The sequence below is a fragment of the Clostridium sp. JNZ X4-2 genome (assembly GCF_054889485.1).
This window is the reverse complement of record NZ_CM142685.1, coordinates 1,428,041-1,449,773: the sequence shown is the minus strand read 5'-3', so window position 1 is coordinate 1,449,773 and position 21,733 is coordinate 1,428,041. Positions and strand designations below refer to the sequence as shown.

The following is a 21,733-nucleotide window of genomic DNA, read 5'->3' as shown; positions in this document are numbered from 1 at the left end:
TTTTATCCATATTGAATTTATACAATATTTTTCAAGAAACTCATTCTATGTATTTTACAGATTCCATATTTTTTTATGGCCTCTATATGTTCTTTAGTTCCATAGCCTGAATTGTGGTCAAAACCATATTTAGTGTATATATGAGAATATTCCTCCATAAGACTATCCCTGTAGACCTTGGCTATAATAGAGGCTGCCGCTATGCTTGCACTTTTGGCATCACCCTTTATTATAAATTCATTATTGTTAAATAAATTTTTTATAGCATACCCATCTGATAAAACCATATCTGCAGGCAGCTTCAAACCTTCTACAGCTCTTTTTAAGACTTCATTATTGCACCAGGAAATTCCTCTTTTATCTATTTCCCTGTTATTTATAACTGAAATATTATAATCTAAGGCTTTGAGTTTTATTTCTTCTGAAAGCTGAAGCCTGTGCCTTGGTGTAAGTTTTTTTGAATCCTTTATACCTAAAATAAACTCCCTGTCATCTTTATAATTCAAATTCAATATTACCGCAGCAGCAGCTATGGGTCCTGCCAGTGGTCCTCTGCCAACTTCATCCGTTCCTGCAGTATACAGATAATTCCCAAACTTCTTATCAAATAAATACATATTTTCAACTCTTTTTATTTCACTTTTTCTATTCATGATAAAATTATAAAAATTTGAAGATAAATTATTTACATTTTTTCTCCTATCCAGTTTTAAGTTTTCCAGAATTTTAATTATACTATCTTCTTTTAAATTAAAATAATCTTTCTTTAAACAGTCCACTTTTCTTTTTATTTCCTCAAATTTAAAATTGTCTAATTTGTTCCAGATAAAATCATCTATTTCAATATCACCTGATTCCATTTTCTTTTCATTTTCAATCATATAAAAATACACCTTTCAAAATCATCTATGGTCTTTCCAGAGAAATAGGTCCCAGTTTTCCTCCCCTGAATTCATCTAAAATCAATACAGCCACTCTATTGTAGTCTATTTGGCCCCCAGAAATTATAGCTCCTCTTTTTCTAGCTATAATTTCAATGTTTTCCCATGGCTTTTTACTTAATTTATCAAGCTTATACCTGGCTGTCAATCTGTCCGGATAATATTCACATAAAAATTTTATGAGATTTAATGCTAAGTCTTCTATATCCATAATTTCATCCTTTATCGCCCCGGTAAAAGCCAAATTGAACCTGGTTTCCTCACTTTCAAGTTTAGGCCATAATATCCCAGGAGTATCCATAAGTTCTATCCCCAATTTAGTTTTAATCCACTGCCTGCTCTTGGTGACTCCAGGTTTATCCCCTGTTCTGGCTATTTTGTTCCTAGCCAATTTATTTATAAGGGAAGACTTTCCCACATTAGGTATTCCAACTACCATTGCCCTATCAGTTATTTTAGAAATACCTCTTTCTTTCATTCTATTATGTTTTTCCTGTAAAAGCTCATTCAACACAATCCTTATATTTTTTAATCCCCGTGATGTATTGCAATTCACTGATAAAACCTTTACGTTTTCTTTTGAAAGATGTTCTATCCACAATCTGGTTATGCTCTCTTCCCCCAGATCGCTTTTATTCAAAAGTATTATTCTTGGTTTAGAACCGCATATATCCTCTATATCCGGGTTTTTACTAGATCTTATTATTCTGGCATCTCTCATTTCTATAACTGCATCTACCAATTTAAGGTTTTCTCTTATTTCTCTTTTAGTTTTAGCCATATGTCCTGGAAACCAATTTATAGCCATACAATTCTTCCTCTCTAATTTTGAACTGAACTCAGCCTTCCCATTCTGTTAAAAGGATATAACCTAAAGGCTGCTCTCCCCACTACCATTTTATAACTTACAAAACCCACGTCAGGATATCTGCTGTCTCTGCTGTTATTTCTGTTATCTCCAAGTACAAACACTGTATTTTGAGGTACTGTAACCTCATCAAAATTTCCTGTCATGGTTTCCAATATATAGGGTTCATTTTTTACTACATCATTTACATACAGCTTTCCATCTTCAATCCTTACTCTGTCCCCTCCAACTCCTATTACTCTCTTAATAAACTTTTCCTTGGGATCAGCAGGATATTTTATTACCACTATGTCACCAGGCTTGGGAGCTCTGAAGTAATAGCTTACTTTTTCCACAATCAACCTATCTCCGTTATTTAAGGTTGGATCCATGGAATGTCCGTCCACACTTACAGTTTCAAATATAAATGTTATAATTAAAAATGCTGCTATAATAGCTATCAATATGGATTTACCTATTTCTATCAATTCCTTGGCCAAAATTTCGTACCTCCTTAATATGGAAAAAAAGGGACTTTATAAAGCCCCTCTTATCTTAATATCTCTTTTACCTTAGCTGCTTTACCTACCCTGTCTCTTAAGTAGTATAATTTTGCTCTTCTTACTTTACCCCTTCTAACTACCTGTATTTTATCTATTATAGGAGAATTAACCGGAAATGTTCTTTCAACTCCTACCCCATAGGCAACTCTTCTAACTGTAAAGGTTTCTCTTATTCCGCCATTTTGTCTTTTTAAAACTACACCTTCAAAAACCTGTACTCTTTCCCTATTTCCCTCTTTAATCTTCACATGAACTTTTACTGTATCTCCTACATTAAAAGCTGGCAAATCTTTTCTGATTTGTTTATCTTCTATCTGTTTTATTATATCTAACACTGTGCATTACCTCCTAATAATTATTCAACGTTCTTATCCAGCACAATCAATTGCAGACAGCGGAACGCCTGTGTAGCACAAAGAAATTCTAACACATTTTTATCTTATTTTCAACATATAATTAATATGTGCTTATTTTTCTTCATATAACTCTATAAGTTTTTTGTCTTCTTTTGATAATGGAATCTTTTCAAATAAATCAGGTCTTTTATCCCTGGTCATTATAAGAGATTTTGCCCTCTTCCATTTTCTTATATTCTCATGATGACCGGACAAAAGAATTTCAGGTACATTATCCTCTTGAAAACATTCCGGCCTGGTATATTGTGGGTATTCAAGCAATCCATTATAAAAGGATTCTTCTGTATAACTTTCCGTGCTGGATAATACATTAGGCACCATTCTGCATATACTGTCTATAATTGGAATGCATGCCATTTCTCCGCCAGTCACCACAAAATCACCAATAGATATTTCCATATCTATGTATTTATATACTCTTTCATCTATTCCTTCATAATGGCCGCACAAAAATATCAATTCTTTTTCCCTGGAAAGTTTTTTGGCAATGGATTGATTAAAAGTTCTTCCGCGAGGTCCTAAATAAATAACATTTCCACTGTTTTTAGTTTGTACTTCCCTTATACAATCCACAATAGGCTGTACAGCCATTATCATTCCAGCTCCCCCGCCATATGGATAGTCATCCACCTTCTTGTGTTTATCTTTAGTAAAATCCCTTATATTAACAGTGTTTATACTCAAAATATTATTGTTCAATGCTCTTCCTATTATACTATAATTAAATACATCAAACATTTCAGGAAAAAGAGTTAGTATGTCTATTTTCACATCCATGTTTTCACCGGCTTTATAACTATCTTTCCTCTTTCCACATCTATATTTATTACCACATCTTTTATAGCTGGAATCAAAAGTTCATCTTTGCCTTTTATCCAATACACGTCATTACAGTGGGTGTGGAGCACATCTCCCACCTTACCGTAAAATACACCTTCATCATCCACTACTGAGCAGCCTATTATATCTGTAACAAAATATGTTCCCTTCTGCAGTTCAACTGCATTTTTTCTTGGAACCTCCAGATACTTCCTCTTGTATGGAAGAGCTTCTTCTATAGAATTCACTCCTTCAACTTTAAGTATGACTCTATCTGATTGAAGCTTACATTCAAGTATTTTCTCTGCCTTTCCCTCTATATATACCAGATCCAATTTTCTGAATCTTTTAAGATCATCCGTCAGCGGATATACTTTTAATTCTCCTTTTATTCCATGGGTATTTATTATTTGTCCTATAGTTATAAATTCCTTCATAGATCAATGTTCTGCATATTAAAAACAAATATAATAAGCAGAATTTAGTCACCTCTTTTTTCACTATAATATAATTTCAAGGCATATCAGGATTCCCTTTGCCTATCCTCGGCCGCTATTGCTGACGTGTACCCAGCTTCTTAAAGCAGGTGGATGGCAAGCAATGCTAATCACCTGAACAGATTCTTCTAAAATTCAGATATGAAATGACCTTATCTGTGAAAGAACTCCGCCTGAACCTTGGAATCACTTTATACAAATATAAGAGTTAGATTATCTAACTCTTATATTATCTCCACAACAACTCTTTTATTTTCTTTTATAGCTGCTGCTTTTACAACAGTTCTTATAGCCTTGGCTATCCTTCCCTGTTTACCTATTACCTTTCCCATATCTTCTTGTGCAACTTTTAATTCAAGAATTATAGATTGCTCACCTGCAATTTCATTTACTTGAACCATATCTGGGTTATCCACTAACGATTTAGCAATAATTTCTACTAGCTCTTTCACTTAATACACCCCCAGTTAATTACTTACCAAGCTTATCCTTTAATCCTGATTTATCAAAAATCTTCTTAACTACTTCAGTTGGCTGAGCACCATTTTTTATCCATTTTACTGCTTTTTCCTCATCAAACTTAACAGTATTAGGCTCGGTGGTAGGATTATAATATCCTATTTCTTCTACAAACCTGCCATCTCTTGGGGATCTTGAATCTGCTACAACTATTCTATAAAATGGAGCTTTTTTTGCACCCATTCTTCTTAATCTTATTTTTAATGCCATTGATATCACCTCCTTATAATGTAAAAAATTCTCTGAGAATATATTACTTATATGATATTTTAATATATTTAAAAAGGGAATTTCCCAAATGGTCCCTTTTTAAAGCCTTTTTTTGTTCCACTGAACTGCTTCATCATTTTTTTTATTTTTACAAAATCCTTAAGGAGTTTATTCACCATCTGTATTGTAGTACCGGACCCCAGTGCTATTCTCTTTTTTCTGGAAGAAGAACTGCTTATAACCGATGGATTTCTTCTTTCCTTCAAAGTCATGGAATTGATTATTGCCTCAATTTTTACCAGTTCCTTTTCCCCTTTTGAAAAATCCACTCCCTGTAATTCCTTAGTGTTAACCCCGGGTACCATTTCCATAAGTTTACTTATAGGCCCCAGTTTCTTAGTTTGCTCCATTATGGATAAAAAATCTTCCAGGTTAAACTCCTTGGTCAACATCTTATTTCCAAGCTTTTCAGCTTCTTCCTTGTCAATAGACTGCTGGGCTTTTTCTATAAGGGAAAGTACATCCCCCATTCCAAGTATCCTTGAAGCCATTCTATCTGGATAAAAAACTTCAAAGTCACTCATCTTTTCTCCCATGCCCACAAATTTTATGGGTTTCCCTGTCATGGATTTTATAGAAAGGGCAGCTCCCCCCCTGGTGTCTCCATCTAATTTTGTAAGTATAACTCCACTTATATTAAGCTGCTCATTAAAACTTGAAGCTACATTAACTGCATCCTGACCTGTCATGGCATCTACCACAAGCAGTATTTCATTAGGGTTTATTTCCTTTTTAATCTGGCCCAATTCATCCATTAACTTTTCATCTATTTGAAGTCTGCCTGCCGTATCTATTATAAGTACATTGAAATCATTATTTTTAGCATACTCCTCAGCACCTTTGCATATATCCACTGCAGCTGTCTTGTCTCCCATGGAAAATACAGGTATGTCTATCTCTTTTCCAACTACCTGAAGTTGTTTTATTGCAGCCGGTCTGTATATATCACAGGCTACCAAAAGGGGTTTTTTATTGCTCTTTCTAAGCTGTAATGCCAATTTGCCGCACATGGTGGTTTTTCCCGCACCCTGCAGTCCCACCAGCATTATTACAGTCAATCCGCTGGAATCATATTCAATTGAACTCTGGCTATTTCCCATCAAAGCTGTAAGTTCTTCATTTACTATTTTTATAACCTGCTGTGCCGGAGTCAAGCTTTTCAGCACTTCTTCTCCCAGACACTTTTCACTAACACCCTTTACAAAATCTTTTACCACTTTGTAATTAACATCTGCTTCCAAAAGTGCTAGCTTTACTTCTCTCATAGCATCTTTTATATCTTTTTCAGAAAGTTTACCCTTACCTCTAAGCTTTTTTAGTGTTTCCTGAAGCTTAGATGCTAATCCTTCAAAAGCCATGCTAATCCTCCTAAATTAAATATTCGACCTTATATAATCCTTTATTTTATTTAAAACTTTCTCATTTCCACTGCAATTGAGGGAATCTATAAAATTTACAATAGATTTTTTACTCTCTTCCAAACTCTTTTTTTCTCTCATCACATGAAGTTTATCCTCATACTGTAATAAAAGCCTGTGGCACCTTTTTATAATATCATATACTGCCTGCCTGCTTGTATTGGTGTGTTCCGCTATTTCTTTCAAGGATAAATCCTCGTTGTAGTAAAACTCCATTACGTCTTTCTGTTTTTTTGTCAAAAGCTCACCATATATATCAAGTAATATGGAAAGCTTTATTCTCTCTTCCATAATACCCTCTCTTCATTCAATTAAATAATCAATGCAAAATAACAGATTTGATTATCCTGACTAAACTAAAATTATTTTCTTGACAAAATACATGATATCAAAATTAATAAGTACTGTCAAGTATTTTTACTTAACAGGTTTAAAATAATGCTTCTACAAAATCCCTGCTTTTAAATTCCTGTAAATCATAAATACCCTCTCCAACTCCTATTAGTTTCACGGGTATATTTAAACTGTGCTTTATGGATATTACAATTCCCCCTTTGGCAGTACCATCTAGCTTGGTAAGTATTATGCCATCTACAGGACATACTTCCGTAAATTGTTTTGCCTGCTGAACTGCATTTTGCCCTGTAGTTGCATCCAATACCAGATATGTCTGCTTAAAAGCCTCTTTATACTCTCTTTCTATTACTCTGTTTATTTTTCCAAGTTCATTCATTAAATTTTTTTTATTGTGAAGCCTGCCTGCTGTATCACATATAAGTATATCTGCTTTTCTGGCTTTTGCTGCCTGAATGGCATCAAATATAACTGCAGCTGGATCCGAACCTTCCTGGTGCTTTATTATTCCAACACCGGCCCTTTCACTCCATACCTCCAGCTGATCTATGGCAGCGGCCCTAAATGTATCTGCTGCAGCCATAATTACCTTATACCCATTATCCTTTAACTTATAACACATTTTTCCTATAGAAGTGGTTTTCCCCACCCCATTTACACCCACTACCAGAATTATCTCCGGGGTTTGCTCAGGTGAAATACTGTTTTCCTCATCTCCTAATATCTCTATGACAATCTCTTTTAAACAATCATTTAATAAATTAGGATCCTTGATTTTATCTTCCTTTATCTTTTCTCTTAGTCTGTCTATAATATACATTGTAGTTTCCACACCAATATCTGCAGTTATAAGTATCTCTTCCAACTGTTCATAAAGTTCCTCGTCTATAGTAACAGCTCTGCTGAGTATGCCCGTTATCTTCCCGGTTAAATTGTTTTTAGTTTTTTCAAGACCATTTTTTAATTTGTCAAAAAATTCTTTAAACATTTTCTATCTACCTTCCATTTTTATATATTTGCTCTGAAACATGGTTTTTAAGAGGCTTCTTTCAAATCTACAGAAACTATCTTTGAAACACCCTTTTCCTCCATGGTAACTCCGTACATCACATCGCTTACTTCCATAGTTCCCTTTCTATGGGTTATAATGATAAATTGAGTATTCTCGGAAAATTTCCTGAGAAATTTTGCATATCTTGATACGTTGGCATCATCTAATGCGGCTTCTATTTCATCTAATATACAAAAAGGAGTAGGTTTAATCTTAAGTATGGCAAATAACAGAGCTATGGCAGAAAGTCCCTTTTCACCCCCTGATAAAAGATTTATATTTTGCAGTTTTTTACCTGGTGGCTGTACAGTTATGTCTATATTTGCAGTAAGTTCATCTCCATTTACAAGTATCAAATCCGCACTTCCTCCATTAAACAGCTCTCTAAAAATGCAATTAAAATTTTCTCTCAATCTATTGAAATTTTTTTTAAATAAAATTCTCATTTTTTCCGTCATCATATCTATTACATTTTTTAATTCATTTTTTGACTTTACCAGATCTTCTTTTTGAGCACTTAAAAATATTACTTTTTCTTTTAACTCATTATATTCCTCTATAGCTCCTAAATTAACTGTTCCCAGATTGGAAATGCTGTTTTTCAGATTCAATATCTCCTCCTTGTACTCATTTAAATTTTCTATATCTTTTCTATACTTCAAAGCATCCTCGTAAGTAATTTCCATATCTTCTTTCAGTTTTGAATACATATTATCCTTTTCTGCTGAAAGTTTAGCAAGAGATAATTGTATTTTATGGATTCCCTGTTCCTTTTTATTTATTACAAGAGCCAGATCTTCCAATTTTCCATTATAAATTTTTATATTGTCCTTTAATTTTATGATCCCTGCATTATTTTCTTCCATATACTTCTGCAACTTTTCTATTTCCACTTTTGCATCATCTGCATATTTTAAATTTGCATTCACTTTTAACTCACAGCTATGTATATTTTTTTTGCGATTTTCAACCTCGCCATTTATATTGGATTTACGCAGGTTTAATTCCTCTATTTCATCTGCCAATCTCTTTAATTCCTTAGATCTGCTTAAAATACCCTCATCAGTCTGAGCCCTTTTTATTTTTAATTGGATAAGTTTTTCCCTTGTATTTTCAATATCTGCTCTTTTATTTTTCAGCTCTTCTTCCATCTGTAAAATATGCTCATTATTTTTAGTCTGCTTTTTATAGAGAATTTTTAAATTGATTTCTTCTTTTTGTAATTTATCTAAATCAGCACTCTTATTCTTAGAAACCATATCTATTTCCCTATTTGATATCCTTATATTTTCTAATAATTTTGAGTTCTCGTTTTCTATGCTATTTATTTCTCCCTGCAATTTAGTTAATTCTATATTCTGGGCATAAATTTTATCTTTTAAATCTAAATTTTCTTCATTTTTTTTCTCCATGACTTCCTTGTATTTATCTATTTTTTCATTTGAATTTTTTATATAGCCTTGTATGTTTTTTATCTTCACTGAGGTCTCCTCTATTTCCCTCTTTCGCCCTATTATATTGCTGCTTCTTCTTTGAAGACTGCCTCCTGTAAGGGATCCCCCTGGATTTACCACATCTCCCAGAAGGGTAACTATTTTAAATCTGTACCCGCTGGATTTAGCTATTTCAAGGGCGCTGTCCATGTCACTGCAGATTATTGTCCTTCCCAATATATATTCCATGACATTTATAAATCCTTCTTTACATTCCAAAAGTTCACTGGCAATGCCTATATATCCTTTTATGTTTTTAAATTTGTATTTATCCGGTATTTTTCTTCCCTTGATTATGTTAATCGGCAAAAAAGTAGCCCTTCCCATATTATTGTCTTTTAAATATTTTATAAGAGTTTTAGCCATAACTTCATTTTTAGTTATTATATTGGATATGGCGCTTCCCAGAGCAACTTCTATACAGGTTTCAAATTTTTTTTGCAATGTTATAACTTCACCTACTAAAAAGCAATCACTTTCAGTGAATCTTGTTTTACCCTTTTTTATTTCTCCCATTAGTGTCCTAACTGCCCTATTATATCCCTCATAATGTTCCTGAAGATTTATCAGCATAGTATAATTTGCCGCTGACTTATTATAAGCTGCATTTAATTCTTTTAATCTTTTTTCCTGAGATAGAAAAGCAGTGTTCACCCTTAAAACTTTTTTCCTGTTTTCATCAATCTTACCCTGATAGCCTTTTGCCCTATCCCTTATGTTTGATACTTTAGAAAGCATAATATCCCTAGTATTGGAATTTATTTTAATAGAATGACTGTAACTTTCACAGGAAGTTTTCATACTTTTAATTTTTTCTGACATATCAGCTACATCTTTTTTAATAGAAGCTATATCATTTTTTAAATTGGAAATACTCCTTAAATGTTCTATCTCATCCTCTTTGAGATTTTTATATGAGTTTTCCTTTTCCATTATTTTTTCCTCAGTATTTTTTATAATATTCTCAAATTGCAACAATTTATAATTTATTTCTTTTTTATGAATTTTCAATTTAAAAAGATTTTCACACTGTTCATCTTTTTGCTGTATGCTTTGGCTTTTTTTATTTTCTATTTCACTCAATTCCAAAGTATTCTTTTCTATAATTTCCTTTATATTTTCTATTTGTTGTGTTAAAAGCTTTACTTCACTGCTTATTTTCTGAACTTTTTCTCTATTATCATAATAATTCTTTTTATAAGCAGAATTTTCCGCATTAAAGCTCTCCATCTCTTCATTCCATTGATTTACCTGAGATTTTAACTTGGCAAATTTCTCATTTAATTCTTTAGTATCATATTCAACCTGCTCTGCAGATTTTTTTATTTTACATATTTTATCTTCTACTTTTTCAATAGAATGAACCAATACATTTATCCTCATTTCCTTCAGGCTCCCGGATAATTTCAAAAATTCATCAGCCTTTTCCCTTTCAATCCCAAGGGGTTCCAATCTTTTTTCATAGGTTTCTAAAATATCCCCTATTCTCAGCAAATTCATATGGGTGTTTTCAAGTTTTTTTTCTGCTTCTTCTTTTCTCCATCTAAATTTGACAATTCCAGCTGCTTCCTCTAAAATGCTTCTTCTATCCTCTGGCCTGCCGTTTAAAATAGATTCTATATTTCCCTGTCCTATTATAGAATATCCTTCTCTTCCTATACCCGTATCCATAAAAAGCTCATTTATATCTTTTAATCTGCATTGGGTATTATTTATATAGTACTCACTTTCTCCGGATCTATAAAGTCTTCTTGAAATGGTTACATCGGAATAATCAATAGGAAGCTTCCTGTCTACATTATCCAAGGTGAGTGAAACTTGACACAACCCCACTGGTTTTCTAAATTGAGTCCCAGCAAAAATCACATCTTCCATTTTCCCTCCTCTTAAATTTTTTATACTCTGCTCGCCAAGCACCCATTTAACTGCATCTGAAATATTACTTTTTCCGCTTCCATTTGGTCCTACAATAGACGTGATTCCATCTGTAAATGTCAATTCTGTTTTATCTGCAAAGGATTTAAATCCCCTTATACCAATAGTTTTTAAAAACATAAAATAGACACTCCTTATCTAAAAAACATTGGCAGCAATCCTATTATAAACATAAATACTACAAATACCACAAGTACTTTAGTCACCTTATCCCTAGTATGTTTTCTCATAATATACACTCCCCTTATGCTAGGTATTTATTTAAATACTCACTCATTATATAATCATCTACTGATATGATCTTATCTAGATTCTTGCCATTTATAATTAAAGTTTCCCTATTAACTGTCTTATCCTGTATGACTTTTATAGAGCATTTACTAAACTTTTCCTTCATTTTGTTAAAATATTGTTTTTTATCTGCATATAATTTGGATAAATCCCTATAATTTATTTTTATAGTAAACTCACCCTCATAGAATTCAGGTATACTGTTTTCCACAATACTATTGTAGATACTTCCTTCCACCAACTCTCTAAAGGCTGGATGAAAAGGGCCTGCCACTACGTCCGCCCCAAAGTTTATCTCTTCTGTAGGTTGAAGCCCTATTCTTATTACCTTTATTTTATTTGCTTTTAAAATACAATACAAGGTCCTGCATATATCCACTGCCTCAAATAAATCATAGGGCTTATATATCCCCTTTTTATACATAGTTTCCATAGCCGTTTTTCTTATTACAAGAGCAGGATATAATCTATATATATCAGGCTTCATAGCTATTGATTCCTTCACAGTTTTTATATCTTTTTCAAAGCTGTCACAAGGTAATCCCAGCATGATTTGATGTCCCAATACAAATCCATATTCTTTTATGAGGGAAGATGCCCGTCTAGCATCCTCTGCAGAATGTCCTCTCCCGGATTTCACAAGGACTTCTCTATCCAAAGACTGTATTCCAAGTTCAATTACTTCTACTGAGTAGTCCTTTAAATTGTCCAGTATATCCCTGTTTATATAATCCGGTCTTGTAGACAGATGTATAAAATCCACATCTCCTCTATCCTTGTATTCTTTAGCTATTTTTAGAAGTTCCTTTTGTCTGTCCATGGAAATAGCAGTAAAAGTTCCTCCAAAAAATGACACTTCTACTATGGAATTTTCTCGTTTTATAGTTTTCAAATAATCTTCTATAGTTTTCCTTACAAAATCAGCATCGACTTTTTGTTCATTTCCTGTAATAATACTCTGGTTGCAAAAAACACAATTATGCGGACATCCCTCATTGGGTACAAATATGGGTATTATATAATGTCTATTTTTCATTTATCATACCCTCTCCCCTACACTCTGTTTCTAACCTTAGAATTTAATTTGTTCAGAGCATTATGTGCTGCATTCTGTTCAGATTCTTTTTTACTATACCCCATACCACTGCCTAAAACATTTTTATCTATGCACACCTCGGTATAAAATCTTCTTCTATGAGGTGGTCCATCATATTTTATAAGCACATATTCTATAGATACGTCCCCATTTTTCTGCACAATTTCCTGAAGTTCGGTCTTATAATCCAATACTATTTTATTTTCCATAGCTTTTTGTATAATACTTTTAAAATTATCAATAATAAACTTTCTGGCCTTCTCATACCCGCAATCCACATGAACTGCTGCAATAATAGCTTCAACACAATCCGCCAATATGGACGTTCTCTCTCTTCCTCCTGTAAGCTCTTCCCCTCTGCTCATCTTTATATATTCTCCAATATTCCACTTTCTGGCTACATCGTAGAGAGAATTCTCGCAAACTATAAGAGCTCTCTTTTTCGTAAGTTCTCCTTCTGGTTTATTCTTATACATTAGAAATAAATATTCTGATATGCAAAGTTGTAATACGGAATCCCCCAGGAACTCCAATCTCTCATTAAATTTTATATTTTTTCTTCCGTTAGCATACGAGCTATGGGTTAATGCTATTTCTATCAGATTTTTATCCTTAAAACATACATTCAGCCTTTTTTCCACATTCTCAATATGGTTTACTTTTTCACCCATTCATATTTCTCCTTTTGAAATTTATTCTTCAATTTGCAGTAAACCACCTGCTATATTCTCATAATAAAAGCAAATTCAAGAATAAGTTCATCTTATTTATATAAATACTATTAAGGTCCCGTATTAAACGGGACCTTAAGGCATTTACTTTATTCTTCAGTATGAGCTTTTATGTACTCAACTACATCTCCCACCGTTTTCACTTTTTCAGCTTCCTCATCTGGTATCTCTAAATCAAACTCCGTTTCCAGAGCCATTATTAACTCAACTATATCAAGTGAATCTGCTCCCAAATCGTCAACAAAAGATGATTCCAAATTTATTTCCTGCGAATCTATTCCAAGTTGTTCAGATATTAATTTTTGTATTTTTTCAAAAACCATAATTTCACCTCCAAAAATTTTTATACATAAATAATATTACATAACTTATATATCGTCAACAATAAATGTCACTAAATATATTATTGCCAACTGTTTTGCATTAATATATTTATATTATTTCTTTTTTATATTATCACCTTCCATTTCAGGTATTTTTTCTATTTCAGATTTTATCTTATCTATAACCTTATTCTCACAGCAGTTTATTGCCTGTTTTATTGCATTTTTGAAAGCTTTCCCATTAGAACTTCCATGAGCTTTTACGCATACACCTCTGGAGCCCAGGAAAGCAGATCCGCCATATTCAGAATAATCCATTTTGTTTTTAATTTTCTTAAAAACCGGTTTTAGAAGAAGGGCTCCCAATTTAGTGCTAAAGGATTTCATAATTTCTTCTTTTAACATTTCAAATAGATTTAAAGCTACACCCTCATACATTTTCAAAACAGTATTTCCAATCATTCCATCACAAACCAATATATCTACATTCCCTGCTGCAACATCTCTTGGTTCTACATTGCCCACAAAATTAAAATTCATTTCCTTTAAAATTTTATAAGTTATTTTGCACAATTCATTTCCTTTTTCCTCTTCTTCACCTATATTTATAAGACCTATTGATGGATTTTGTTTTTTTAATATATTTTCAAAATATATTTTACCCATTAGGGAAAACTGCTGCAAATATTGGGGTTTGCAGTCCACATTGGCTCCTGCATCTATAATCATGAACTTTCCATTTCTTCCCGGCATAACTGGTGCCAGAGCTACCCTGTCTATGCCTTTAATTCTGCCTACAATCAAAGTAGCACCTGTCATAAATGCTCCAGTACTTCCTGCTGATACAACAGCATCTGCTTTATTTTCTTTTACAAGAGTCAATGCCTTAACCAAACTTGAATCTTTCTTTCTCCTAACCGCCATAACAGGTGCTTCTTCAGTAGTTATAACCTCAGTAGTATTTAAAATACTTATTTTTTCTTTAGGATAATTATATTTAGATAGTTCTTTTTCAATTTGCTGTTTCTTCCCGGTTATTATTACCTCTACATCTTTTTCTTTAACAGCTTCAACTGCACCTTCAACTACAGCTGAAGGTGCAAAGTCTCCCCCCATCCCGTCTACAGCAATTATCATACCTTTTCCTCCCCTTTATACCGTCATTGCACACCTATTTCGTGTTTTACCCCAAGACCACATCATTGTCAGCGCTGCACCCCTGAATAAATTATTTTAAGGTTCAGTTGCCGGAAAGCATTCCTTATGCACAAATTCCATCTGAATTCAAGAATCATTTAATGCAAAAAAAGAAAGTCATATGACTTTCTTTTATTAATTTGCCGTTGAAACAACTTCTTTACCTTTATAATATCCACAATTTTTGCACACTCTATGAGCAAGTTTCATTTCATGGCACTGAGGACACTCAACTAAGTCTGGTAAACTTAATTTAAATGTTTGTGCTCTTCTCGAATCTCTTCTTGCCCTTGAGAATTTTCTGGCTGGATTTCCCACAGTAAACACCTCCTTAATCAGTTAAAAACATATCTTTTAGCTTTGCCAATCTTGGATCAATATCATCATTTTTACATTGGCATTCAGAATAATTTAAGTTAGTGCCGCACTTTTGACATAACCCTCTACAGTCTTCCCTGCAAAGCCTTTTAATTGGTAAATTCAATATAATATTATTTTCTAATATTTCCGTAATATCTATGATATCACTATTTATAAAGATGATCTCTTCATCCACATTTGCGCTATTTGTGAACTTTTCAGTAATGGAAATATCTACAGCACATGGAAACTTTTCAAAGCATCTGGAACAAGTGAGCTGCAGTAAGCAACGCAGCCTGCCAGCTAATATAAAAATGCTTTCTGCCTTATTTAAAGTTCCACTAAATTTCATAGGCTGTAATAATCTTATGTATTCACCGCCATAATAAAATCCATCATCTTCTATTGTAAGTTCAAGTTCCCTTGATGATATATTTTCATTAAATAATTCCGATACATTTAATTCCATAATACTCACCTCTATACATTAGCCACAATTTATTATATAGAGATGAGTCTTAAAAGTCAAGTTTTTATTTATTTTGCATTTTCAACTATCTCTTTTGTATCCCTGGCTATCATAAGTTCTTCATTTGTAGGAATTACAAATATCCTTACTTTTGAATCACCAGTGCTTATTTCCAAAGCTTCTCCTCTTATACTATTTTTTCCGGCATCTATTTTAATTCCAAGATAGCCAAGTCCTTCACATATGGCAGCCCTGCTGGTAGCTGAGTTTTCTCCAAGACCTGCAGTGAATACTATGGCATCTACACCATTTAAAACTGCAGTATAAGCTCCTATAAAAGATTTAACTCTATGATAATACAAATCCAATGCAAGTTTTGCCCTTTTGTTTCCAGAACCAGCCGCATTTTCCACATCTCTAAAGTCACTGCTCACTCCTGATACTCCAAGTATCCCTGACTTTTTATTCATCAAAGTGTCTACATCATTTACAGACATACCAGTTGCATTGATTAAAAATGGTATTATAGCCGGATCTATATCACCACATCTGGTTCCCATGGCAAGTCCCGCAAGGGGTGTAAATCCCATGCTTGTATCCACTGATTTACCCTTGTCCACTGCACATATACTGGCTCCATTTCCCAAATGACATGTTATTATCTTCAGCTTCTCTATATCCTTACCAATCAATTTAGCAGCTTCAGCAGCCACGAACCTGTGAGAAGTTCCATGGAATCCATATTTTCTTATTTTATACTTTTCATATAATTCATACGGAAGAGGATAAATATAAGAATACTTTGGCATTGTTTGATGGAATGCGGTGTCAAATACTCCCACCATTGGTGTGTCCGGCATTAATTCCCTGCAGGCATTAATGCCTATTATATTAGGTGGATTATGTAGTGGTGCCAGTGGTACACACTCTTCAAGAGCCTTCATAACATCTTTATCTATAAGTACAGACTCTGCATATTTTTCACCGCCATGAACAACTCTGTGTCCTACAGCATATATTTCCGACATACTGTCTATTACCCCATAATCTTTATCTACAAGGGCATCAAGCACCAATTTTATGGCAATTTTATGATCTTCCATAGGTTGTTCTATAATATGTTTTTCACCGTTGACCTTATGAGTTAAGATAGAACCTTCTATTCCAATTCTTTCAACAAGCCCCTTTGCCAGGACCTTTTCATCTTCCATGTTTATAAGCTGATATTTTAATGATGAACTTCCACAGTTCACTACTAATATCTTCATTCCTAATTTCCTCCTAATCATCAATTGAGTTTCTGTATTCTGTAAAAATCACTACAGCAATATTTTGCAAATTGTCTTAAAGCATTCTAATTTTGTGCTTGAACCGCCGTTACTGCCACTACATTTACTATATCATCAGAACTGCATCCCCTGGATAAATCATTTATAGGTTTTGCAAATCCCTGGGATATAGGTCCTATAGCCTGAGCTTTTGCAAATCTTTGTACAAGTTTGTAGCCTATATTCCCTGCTTGAAGATCCGGAAATACAAGTACATTAGCACTTCCCGCTACATCACTTTCCGGAGCCTTCAAGTCTGCAACACTTTCAACTATTGATGCATCCAGCTGTAACTCTCCATCTATTTTTAAATCAGGTCTTGCACTTTTAGCAATTTTTGTAGCATTAACTACCTTATCCACTAAATCATGTTTTGCACTTCCCTTGGTAGAAAAGGATAACATTGCAACCTTGGGATCCATTCCACATAATTTTTTTGCAGTTTCTGCGGTGCTTATTGCAATTGAAGCCAGTTCATTTTCATCAGGACATGGATTTACTGCACAATCCGCAAATAACAACAGACCGCAATCTCCATATTTGCAATCTGGAACTTCCATTATAAATGTACTTGAAACTACGGAAGCACCCGGTGCGGTTTTTACTATCTGAAGACCTGGTCTTAAAAGATCTCCTGTTGTATGTACAGCACCTGAAACAAGACCATCTGCGTCACCATGTTTAACCATCATTGTGGCAAAATATATAGGATCTCTTACAATTTTATCAGCCTTTTCCAGGGTCATTCCCTTCTTTTTCCTCAGTTCACAAAACTCATTTACATAAGTTGAAAGTTTGTCTGATGTCTGTGGGTTTTCTATTTCAGCGCCATCCAAATTTATCCCCAGTTTTGATGCCTTTTCTTTTATAACATTTTCATTTCCCACTAAAACTATGTCTGCAATTCCATTACTAATTATTTTTTCACAAGCTTTAAGAGTTCTTTCCTCTTCACCTTCTGCCAACACAATTTTTTTCTTATTTGCTCTTGCCAGATCCCAGATTTGTTCCATTAATTTCATATTTATTTCTCCTTTCAAAATTAGTATACATTACATACAATTATACTATAATCCTTTTTAACTGTATTTTTCAATAAAAAATTAACATATTTAAGGGTTTAGTTAAATATTTTAGCAATATCCGCATTTTTAAGACATCTTATTCCAAATATTATATTAATAAACTGCATTCAAATTCTTCACATAATAGATTATAATATTAAGAATATGACACTATTTAAAATACTTGATAATATAATTATAACCATTACCAATATCAAATACCAGGAAGAAGGTAACTTACATGAATATAACCGGAATAATAGTAGAATACAATCCATTTCACAATGGTCATAAATACCATATTGAGAAAACAAAATCCCTGACAAAATGTGATGGGATAATAGCAGTAATGAGCGGTAATTTCGTCCAAAGAGGTACGCCTTCTATAATAGACAAGTGGACCAAAACCAGTTTCGCCCTTTTAAATCAAGTTGATTTGGTAATAGAACTGCCTGCCCTTTACAGTTTGTCTTCGGCAGAATTCTTTGCCTACGGTGCAGTAAGTCTTCTTGACAGCCTGGGTGTAGTAAAAAATATATGCTTTGGAAGTGAATGTGAAAATATACAGCTGTTAAATTTAATAGGTAAAATATTATATGAAGAACCTTATGAATTTAAATTGCTTTTAAAAAAAAATTTATCTGCAGGTATATCTTATCCTAAAGCCAGAAGCAGTGCATTGATTGAATTCTTTTCAAATATAAATAATTTTGGATTTAAAGATTATAATATGGAAAAGATATTGTGTTCTTCAAATAACATCCTGGCAATAGAGTACTGCAAAAACCTGGCAAAACTCAATAGCAGTATTATTCCCAACTGCATAAAGAGGATTGGGGGTTCTTACAACAGTCCAGACATAGAAGAAAACTTTTCCAGTGCTTCTTCTATTCGTACTTTTATAAAAAAAGAGGGACATATAGATGACTTACGACACAATTTACCTTCTAATGTATTTTCTGTTTTAAAAAAATTATATACTTCTGATTATAATTTTACATTTGAAGATTCCATGGTGCCCTATTTAAAATATAAATGCTTTCTTTATGGAGAAAGACTGAAATATCTGCCTGATGTATCGGAGGGAATTGAAAACAGGATATTTAATTCCATAAAAAATAATCGTTTATATCACAATATTATAGAAGCCTCCAAAACCAAGAGATATACCTACAGCAGAATAAGCAGGATATTGTGCCAATTTTTTCTGGGATTTGAAAATCTTGATACAGTAAATTTAAGAAAAACCATGTGTCCTTATGCAAGAGTGCTGGGATTTAATGATACAGGTAAAAAAATTCTCAGAGAGATTAAAAAAAGCTCTCACATTCCAGTCTATACAAAACTTCCTCAGAAAACAGATAAGATCCTGGATTTAGATATAATAGCCACCAATGCCTACAGTCTTTTAAACAAAAGTGTACCCTTTAATTACGATTACATCAAAAGTCCTATTTATTATAATAAATAAAATTTAGAATAAGCATCCTATTTTATAAATATAATTTACTAAGATATATATTTTGAGTAAAAGTTTTTAGAAAGTAGGTAATTGTCGTTGACTTTTTTATTTTATTTTTTAATATTTATGATAATACTTATTTTATGCCTTTCAATAAAGAACATAAATGTTCTTATTACCATAATCTGTTCTATCTTAATAGTGCAGATTATATTAGCTCCAAAAGTATGTATAGATGGAGTAATCTCAGGTGCTTTGCTATTTTTTTATAAAGTATTTCCCTCTTTATTTTCATTCTTAGTTGTATCAAATATAATTTTAGCCTACGACGGAGTGTATATATATTCTAAATTAATAGGGAAATTTCTCTGCAAACCTCTCAGGCTTCCAATTAACTGCAGTTTTGTCCTGATAATAAGCATGCTTTGTGGATATCCTCTAGGTGCAAAATATGCCTGTGAATTATATGAAAAAAATTTAATAGACCTTTACACCTGTGAAAGGCTTCTAAATATAGCTTCTAATGCCAGTCCTCTATTTATACTGGGATCCGTTGGTATCTCAATGTTCAAGAACTCCACTATTGGATACATACTATTGTTGTCTAATTTGTTGTCATGTATGATTATGGGACTTCTAATGCCTTCTAAAAAAATATATATAAATCAGACTCATGAAAGAAAACATATATACGTACATGAAAATATTGGAAAGGTAATTAAAAACAGCATTGAAAACAGCATAAAGAATTGTATGTCCATAGGTGGATTTGTAATTATCTTTTCTGTAGTAAATAATATTTTAAAAAATACTTTTTTATTTAACTCATTAATACAGGAGATCTCAAAATTTCTGGGAATTTCCAGCGACATACTAGAAGGATCTCTGCTTGGAATAATAGAAATGACCAATGGATGCAATCTAATATCCTCTTCCACTGCCTCATTTAGCCTGAAAATTATCATTATAAGCTTTTTATTTACCTTTAGTGGTGTTTCAATTATATCACAGGTCTATTCCTTTACTTATAAATTTAAGATATCCATGAAAAAATATGTTATTGGCAAAGTATTTCAGGGAATCATATGCTCTGCATTAAGTTTTTTAATTTATCATCTGCTTTTTAATAAATTGTCAAAAGAAACATTTCTGTCTTATTACAAAATTACGGGAGATTTAAGCAGTATATTTGCATTCATCTTGATTTTGCTTATACTGCCCTGGCTGATATTTAGGATAGACAAACTATTTCATATCTCTTAATTCCTTTATATTGGCTCTTATAGAATCCGTTTTTAAATCTATATTTTCCTCTACATCCTTTAAAACCTTTTGGAATTCTATTTTTAAATTTGTCAGTAATTCACTGCTTTTACCTGATATCTCACTGTCTAACTGACTTAACATTTCATCTGCATAATCTCTGGCTCCCAGTCTTATAGCCTTGGCATTTTTTTGTGCAGATGAAATTATCTCCTGAGCCCTGATATTTGCCTCTTTGGTAATATCATGGTTTTCTATCTGACGTCTTAATAAATTTAAATTTTCCTTCTTTATATTATCCGCTTCCTGTACAGTTTCAGTTAAAATCCTATCCTTCTCCTCTACTATCCACTGTGCCTTCTTTAATTCACCGGGAAGACAGTTAACTATCTTATCCAATATTTCCTGGATCTCTTTTTTATTTACCATAACTTTTCCCGTCATAGGGACTTTAGCAGAAGTATCCATAATTTCTTGAAGATATTCTAAAAGTTTAATAACATCCATAGTTTTCCCCCTAAGGTTCATTAATAATTTTTACACATTTTATTAACCCTTCTTATAATATCAGGTATTATTTCTTCGGGAACCAATCCCTTAATACATCCCCCAAACATAGCAACTTGTTTTACTGAAGATGAACTTAAAAATGAAGTGGTAGCACTGGTCATCATAAATACAGTCTCTATATTGGGATCAAGTTTCTTGTTCATCAGAGACATTTGAAATTCATATTCAAAATCCGATACAGCCCTGAGTCCTTTTACTATAACTTTAATATGTCTTTCCTTCATGAAATCTATTAAAAGTCCACTAAAACTTTCAACTTTTACATTAGGTATGTTTCCTACTACCTTTTTAATCAATTCAACTCTTTCATCTACATCAAACAATCCTTTTTTTTCAGGATTAACCAATACTCCTACTATTACCTCATCAAACACCTTTGCTGATCTATTTATTATATCTAAATGCCCATTTGTTATAGGATCAAAACTTCCTGGGCATATTGCTGTATTCATATTA

General features: G+C 32.8%; 25 protein-coding genes. 2 read left to right on the top strand and 23 right to left on the bottom strand.

The genetic code is table 11. From position 1 onward, the window contains the following. Window positions 1–17: 17 nt before the first annotated feature. The 21 genes from ACYUJ6_RS07020 to pta form a co-directional block, all read right to left on the bottom strand. Window positions 18–860 (bottom strand): ribonuclease HII, encoded by an 843-nt coding sequence (locus ACYUJ6_RS07020; RefSeq protein ID WP_461845464.1) that lies wholly within the window; start codon window positions 858–860, stop codon window positions 18–20. A 46-nt stretch (window positions 861–906) separates the two neighbouring features. Next, window positions 907–1,749 (bottom strand): ribosome biogenesis GTPase YlqF, encoded by an 843-nt coding sequence (gene ylqF, locus ACYUJ6_RS07015; protein ID WP_461845115.1) that lies wholly within the window; start codon window positions 1,747–1,749, stop codon window positions 907–909. Between the two features lie 14 nt (window positions 1,750–1,763). Next, window positions 1,764–2,288: a signal peptidase I gene (gene lepB / locus ACYUJ6_RS07010; protein WP_461845114.1), complete on the bottom strand. Its 525-nt coding sequence runs from the start codon at window positions 2,286–2,288 to the stop codon at window positions 1,764–1,766. A 50-nt stretch (window positions 2,289–2,338) separates the two neighbouring features. Further along, window positions 2,339–2,686 carry a 50S ribosomal protein L19 gene (rplS, locus tag ACYUJ6_RS07005; protein ID WP_461845113.1) on the bottom strand — a complete coding sequence of 116 codons (348 nt, stop codon included), beginning with the start codon at window positions 2,684–2,686 and terminating at the stop codon, window positions 2,339–2,341. A 132-nt stretch (window positions 2,687–2,818) separates the two neighbouring features. Continuing rightward, window positions 2,819–3,544 carry a tRNA (guanosine(37)-N1)-methyltransferase TrmD gene (trmD, locus tag ACYUJ6_RS07000; RefSeq protein WP_461845112.1) on the bottom strand — a complete coding sequence of 242 codons (726 nt, stop codon included), beginning with the start codon at window positions 3,542–3,544 and terminating at the stop codon, window positions 2,819–2,821. Further along, on the bottom strand, window positions 3,535–4,023 hold the full coding sequence (gene rimM / locus ACYUJ6_RS06995; protein WP_461845111.1) for a ribosome maturation factor RimM: 489 nt from the start codon (window positions 4,021–4,023) through the stop codon (window positions 3,535–3,537). Before rimM ends, trmD begins: the two co-directional genes overlap by 10 nt. Window positions 4,024–4,307: 284 nt before the next feature. Next, on the bottom strand, window positions 4,308–4,535 hold the full coding sequence (locus ACYUJ6_RS06990; protein WP_291719745.1) for a KH domain-containing protein: 228 nt from the start codon (window positions 4,533–4,535) through the stop codon (window positions 4,308–4,310). A gap of 19 nt (window positions 4,536–4,554) precedes the next feature. Continuing rightward, window positions 4,555–4,812 (bottom strand): 30S ribosomal protein S16, encoded by a 258-nt coding sequence (gene rpsP, locus ACYUJ6_RS06985; RefSeq protein ID WP_461845110.1) that lies wholly within the window; start codon window positions 4,810–4,812, stop codon window positions 4,555–4,557. A 68-nt stretch (window positions 4,813–4,880) separates the two neighbouring features. Further along, window positions 4,881–6,230 carry a signal recognition particle protein gene (ffh, locus tag ACYUJ6_RS06980; protein ID WP_461845109.1) on the bottom strand — a complete coding sequence of 450 codons (1,350 nt, stop codon included), beginning with the start codon at window positions 6,228–6,230 and terminating at the stop codon, window positions 4,881–4,883. 15 nt (window positions 6,231–6,245) lie between these two features. Continuing rightward, complete coding sequence (locus ACYUJ6_RS06975) at window positions 6,246–6,581, bottom strand: putative DNA-binding protein (protein ID WP_461845108.1); 336 nt, start codon at window positions 6,579–6,581, stop codon at window positions 6,246–6,248. A gap of 139 nt (window positions 6,582–6,720) precedes the next feature. Then, on the bottom strand, window positions 6,721–7,632 hold the full coding sequence (ftsY, locus tag ACYUJ6_RS06970) for a signal recognition particle-docking protein FtsY (RefSeq protein ID WP_461845107.1): 912 nt from the start codon (window positions 7,630–7,632) through the stop codon (window positions 6,721–6,723). A gap of 47 nt (window positions 7,633–7,679) precedes the next feature. After that, window positions 7,680–11,243, bottom strand: a complete 3,564-nt coding sequence (gene smc / locus ACYUJ6_RS06965; protein WP_461845106.1) for a chromosome segregation protein SMC — start codon at window positions 11,241–11,243, stop codon at window positions 7,680–7,682. Window positions 11,244–11,257: 14 nt separating this feature from the next. After that, entirely contained in the window at window positions 11,258–11,353 is a 96-nt protein-coding gene (locus ACYUJ6_RS06960; RefSeq protein WP_461845105.1) for a DUF4044 domain-containing protein, read from the bottom strand. Between the two features lie 14 nt (window positions 11,354–11,367). Next, a complete protein-coding gene (locus ACYUJ6_RS06955; RefSeq protein ID WP_461845104.1) occupies window positions 11,368–12,450 on the bottom strand; it encodes an elongator complex protein 3 in 1,083 nt (360 codons plus the stop codon). Between the two features lie 17 nt (window positions 12,451–12,467). Further along, complete coding sequence (gene rnc / locus ACYUJ6_RS06950) at window positions 12,468–13,181, bottom strand: ribonuclease III (RefSeq protein ID WP_461845103.1); 714 nt, start codon at window positions 13,179–13,181, stop codon at window positions 12,468–12,470. A 149-nt stretch (window positions 13,182–13,330) separates the two neighbouring features. Further along, window positions 13,331–13,564, bottom strand: a complete 234-nt coding sequence (gene acpP, locus ACYUJ6_RS06945) for an acyl carrier protein (RefSeq protein WP_461845102.1) — start codon at window positions 13,562–13,564, stop codon at window positions 13,331–13,333. Window positions 13,565–13,678: 114 nt separating this feature from the next. Further along, a complete protein-coding gene (gene plsX, locus ACYUJ6_RS06940; protein ID WP_461845101.1) occupies window positions 13,679–14,701 on the bottom strand; it encodes a phosphate acyltransferase PlsX in 1,023 nt (340 codons plus the stop codon). 195 nt (window positions 14,702–14,896) lie between these two features. Beyond that, entirely contained in the window at window positions 14,897–15,079 is a 183-nt protein-coding gene (gene rpmF / locus ACYUJ6_RS06935) for a 50S ribosomal protein L32 (protein ID WP_461845100.1), read from the bottom strand. A gap of 13 nt (window positions 15,080–15,092) precedes the next feature. Next, window positions 15,093–15,590 carry a YceD family protein gene (locus tag ACYUJ6_RS06930; RefSeq protein WP_461845099.1) on the bottom strand — a complete coding sequence of 166 codons (498 nt, stop codon included), beginning with the start codon at window positions 15,588–15,590 and terminating at the stop codon, window positions 15,093–15,095. Window positions 15,591–15,658: 68 nt separating this feature from the next. After that, a complete protein-coding gene (locus ACYUJ6_RS06925; protein ID WP_461845098.1) occupies window positions 15,659–16,858 on the bottom strand; it encodes an acetate/propionate family kinase in 1,200 nt (399 codons plus the stop codon). Window positions 16,859–16,944: 86 nt separating this feature from the next. Beyond that, window positions 16,945–17,940: a phosphate acetyltransferase gene (pta, locus tag ACYUJ6_RS06920; RefSeq protein WP_461845097.1), complete on the bottom strand. Its 996-nt coding sequence runs from the start codon at window positions 17,938–17,940 to the stop codon at window positions 16,945–16,947. A 283-nt stretch (window positions 17,941–18,223) separates the two neighbouring features. Here pta and ACYUJ6_RS06915 point away from each other — a divergent pair, with 283 nt between their 5' ends. Both ACYUJ6_RS06915 and ylbJ read left to right on the top strand, forming a co-directional pair. Beyond that, window positions 18,224–19,453 carry a nucleotidyltransferase gene (locus tag ACYUJ6_RS06915; protein WP_461845096.1) on the top strand — a complete coding sequence of 410 codons (1,230 nt, stop codon included), beginning with the start codon at window positions 18,224–18,226 and terminating at the stop codon, window positions 19,451–19,453. An 87-nt stretch (window positions 19,454–19,540) separates the two neighbouring features. Beyond that, the gene (ylbJ, locus tag ACYUJ6_RS06910; RefSeq protein ID WP_461845095.1) at window positions 19,541–20,707 is read left to right on the top strand and encodes a sporulation integral membrane protein YlbJ; all 1,167 of its coding nucleotides are present in this window, start codon (window positions 19,541–19,543) and stop codon (window positions 20,705–20,707) included. Here ylbJ and ACYUJ6_RS06905 read toward each other — a convergent pair. Further along, the gene (locus ACYUJ6_RS06905; RefSeq protein ID WP_461845094.1) at window positions 20,690–21,214 is read right to left on the bottom strand and encodes an ATPase; all 525 of its coding nucleotides are present in this window, start codon (window positions 21,212–21,214) and stop codon (window positions 20,690–20,692) included. The two genes, ylbJ and ACYUJ6_RS06905, sit on opposite strands and share 18 nt — an antisense overlap. A gap of 20 nt (window positions 21,215–21,234) precedes the next feature. Next, window positions 21,235–21,729 (bottom strand): pantetheine-phosphate adenylyltransferase, encoded by a 495-nt coding sequence (gene coaD, locus ACYUJ6_RS06900; RefSeq protein WP_461845093.1) that lies wholly within the window; start codon window positions 21,727–21,729, stop codon window positions 21,235–21,237. Between the last annotated feature and the right edge of the window lie 4 nt (window positions 21,730–21,733).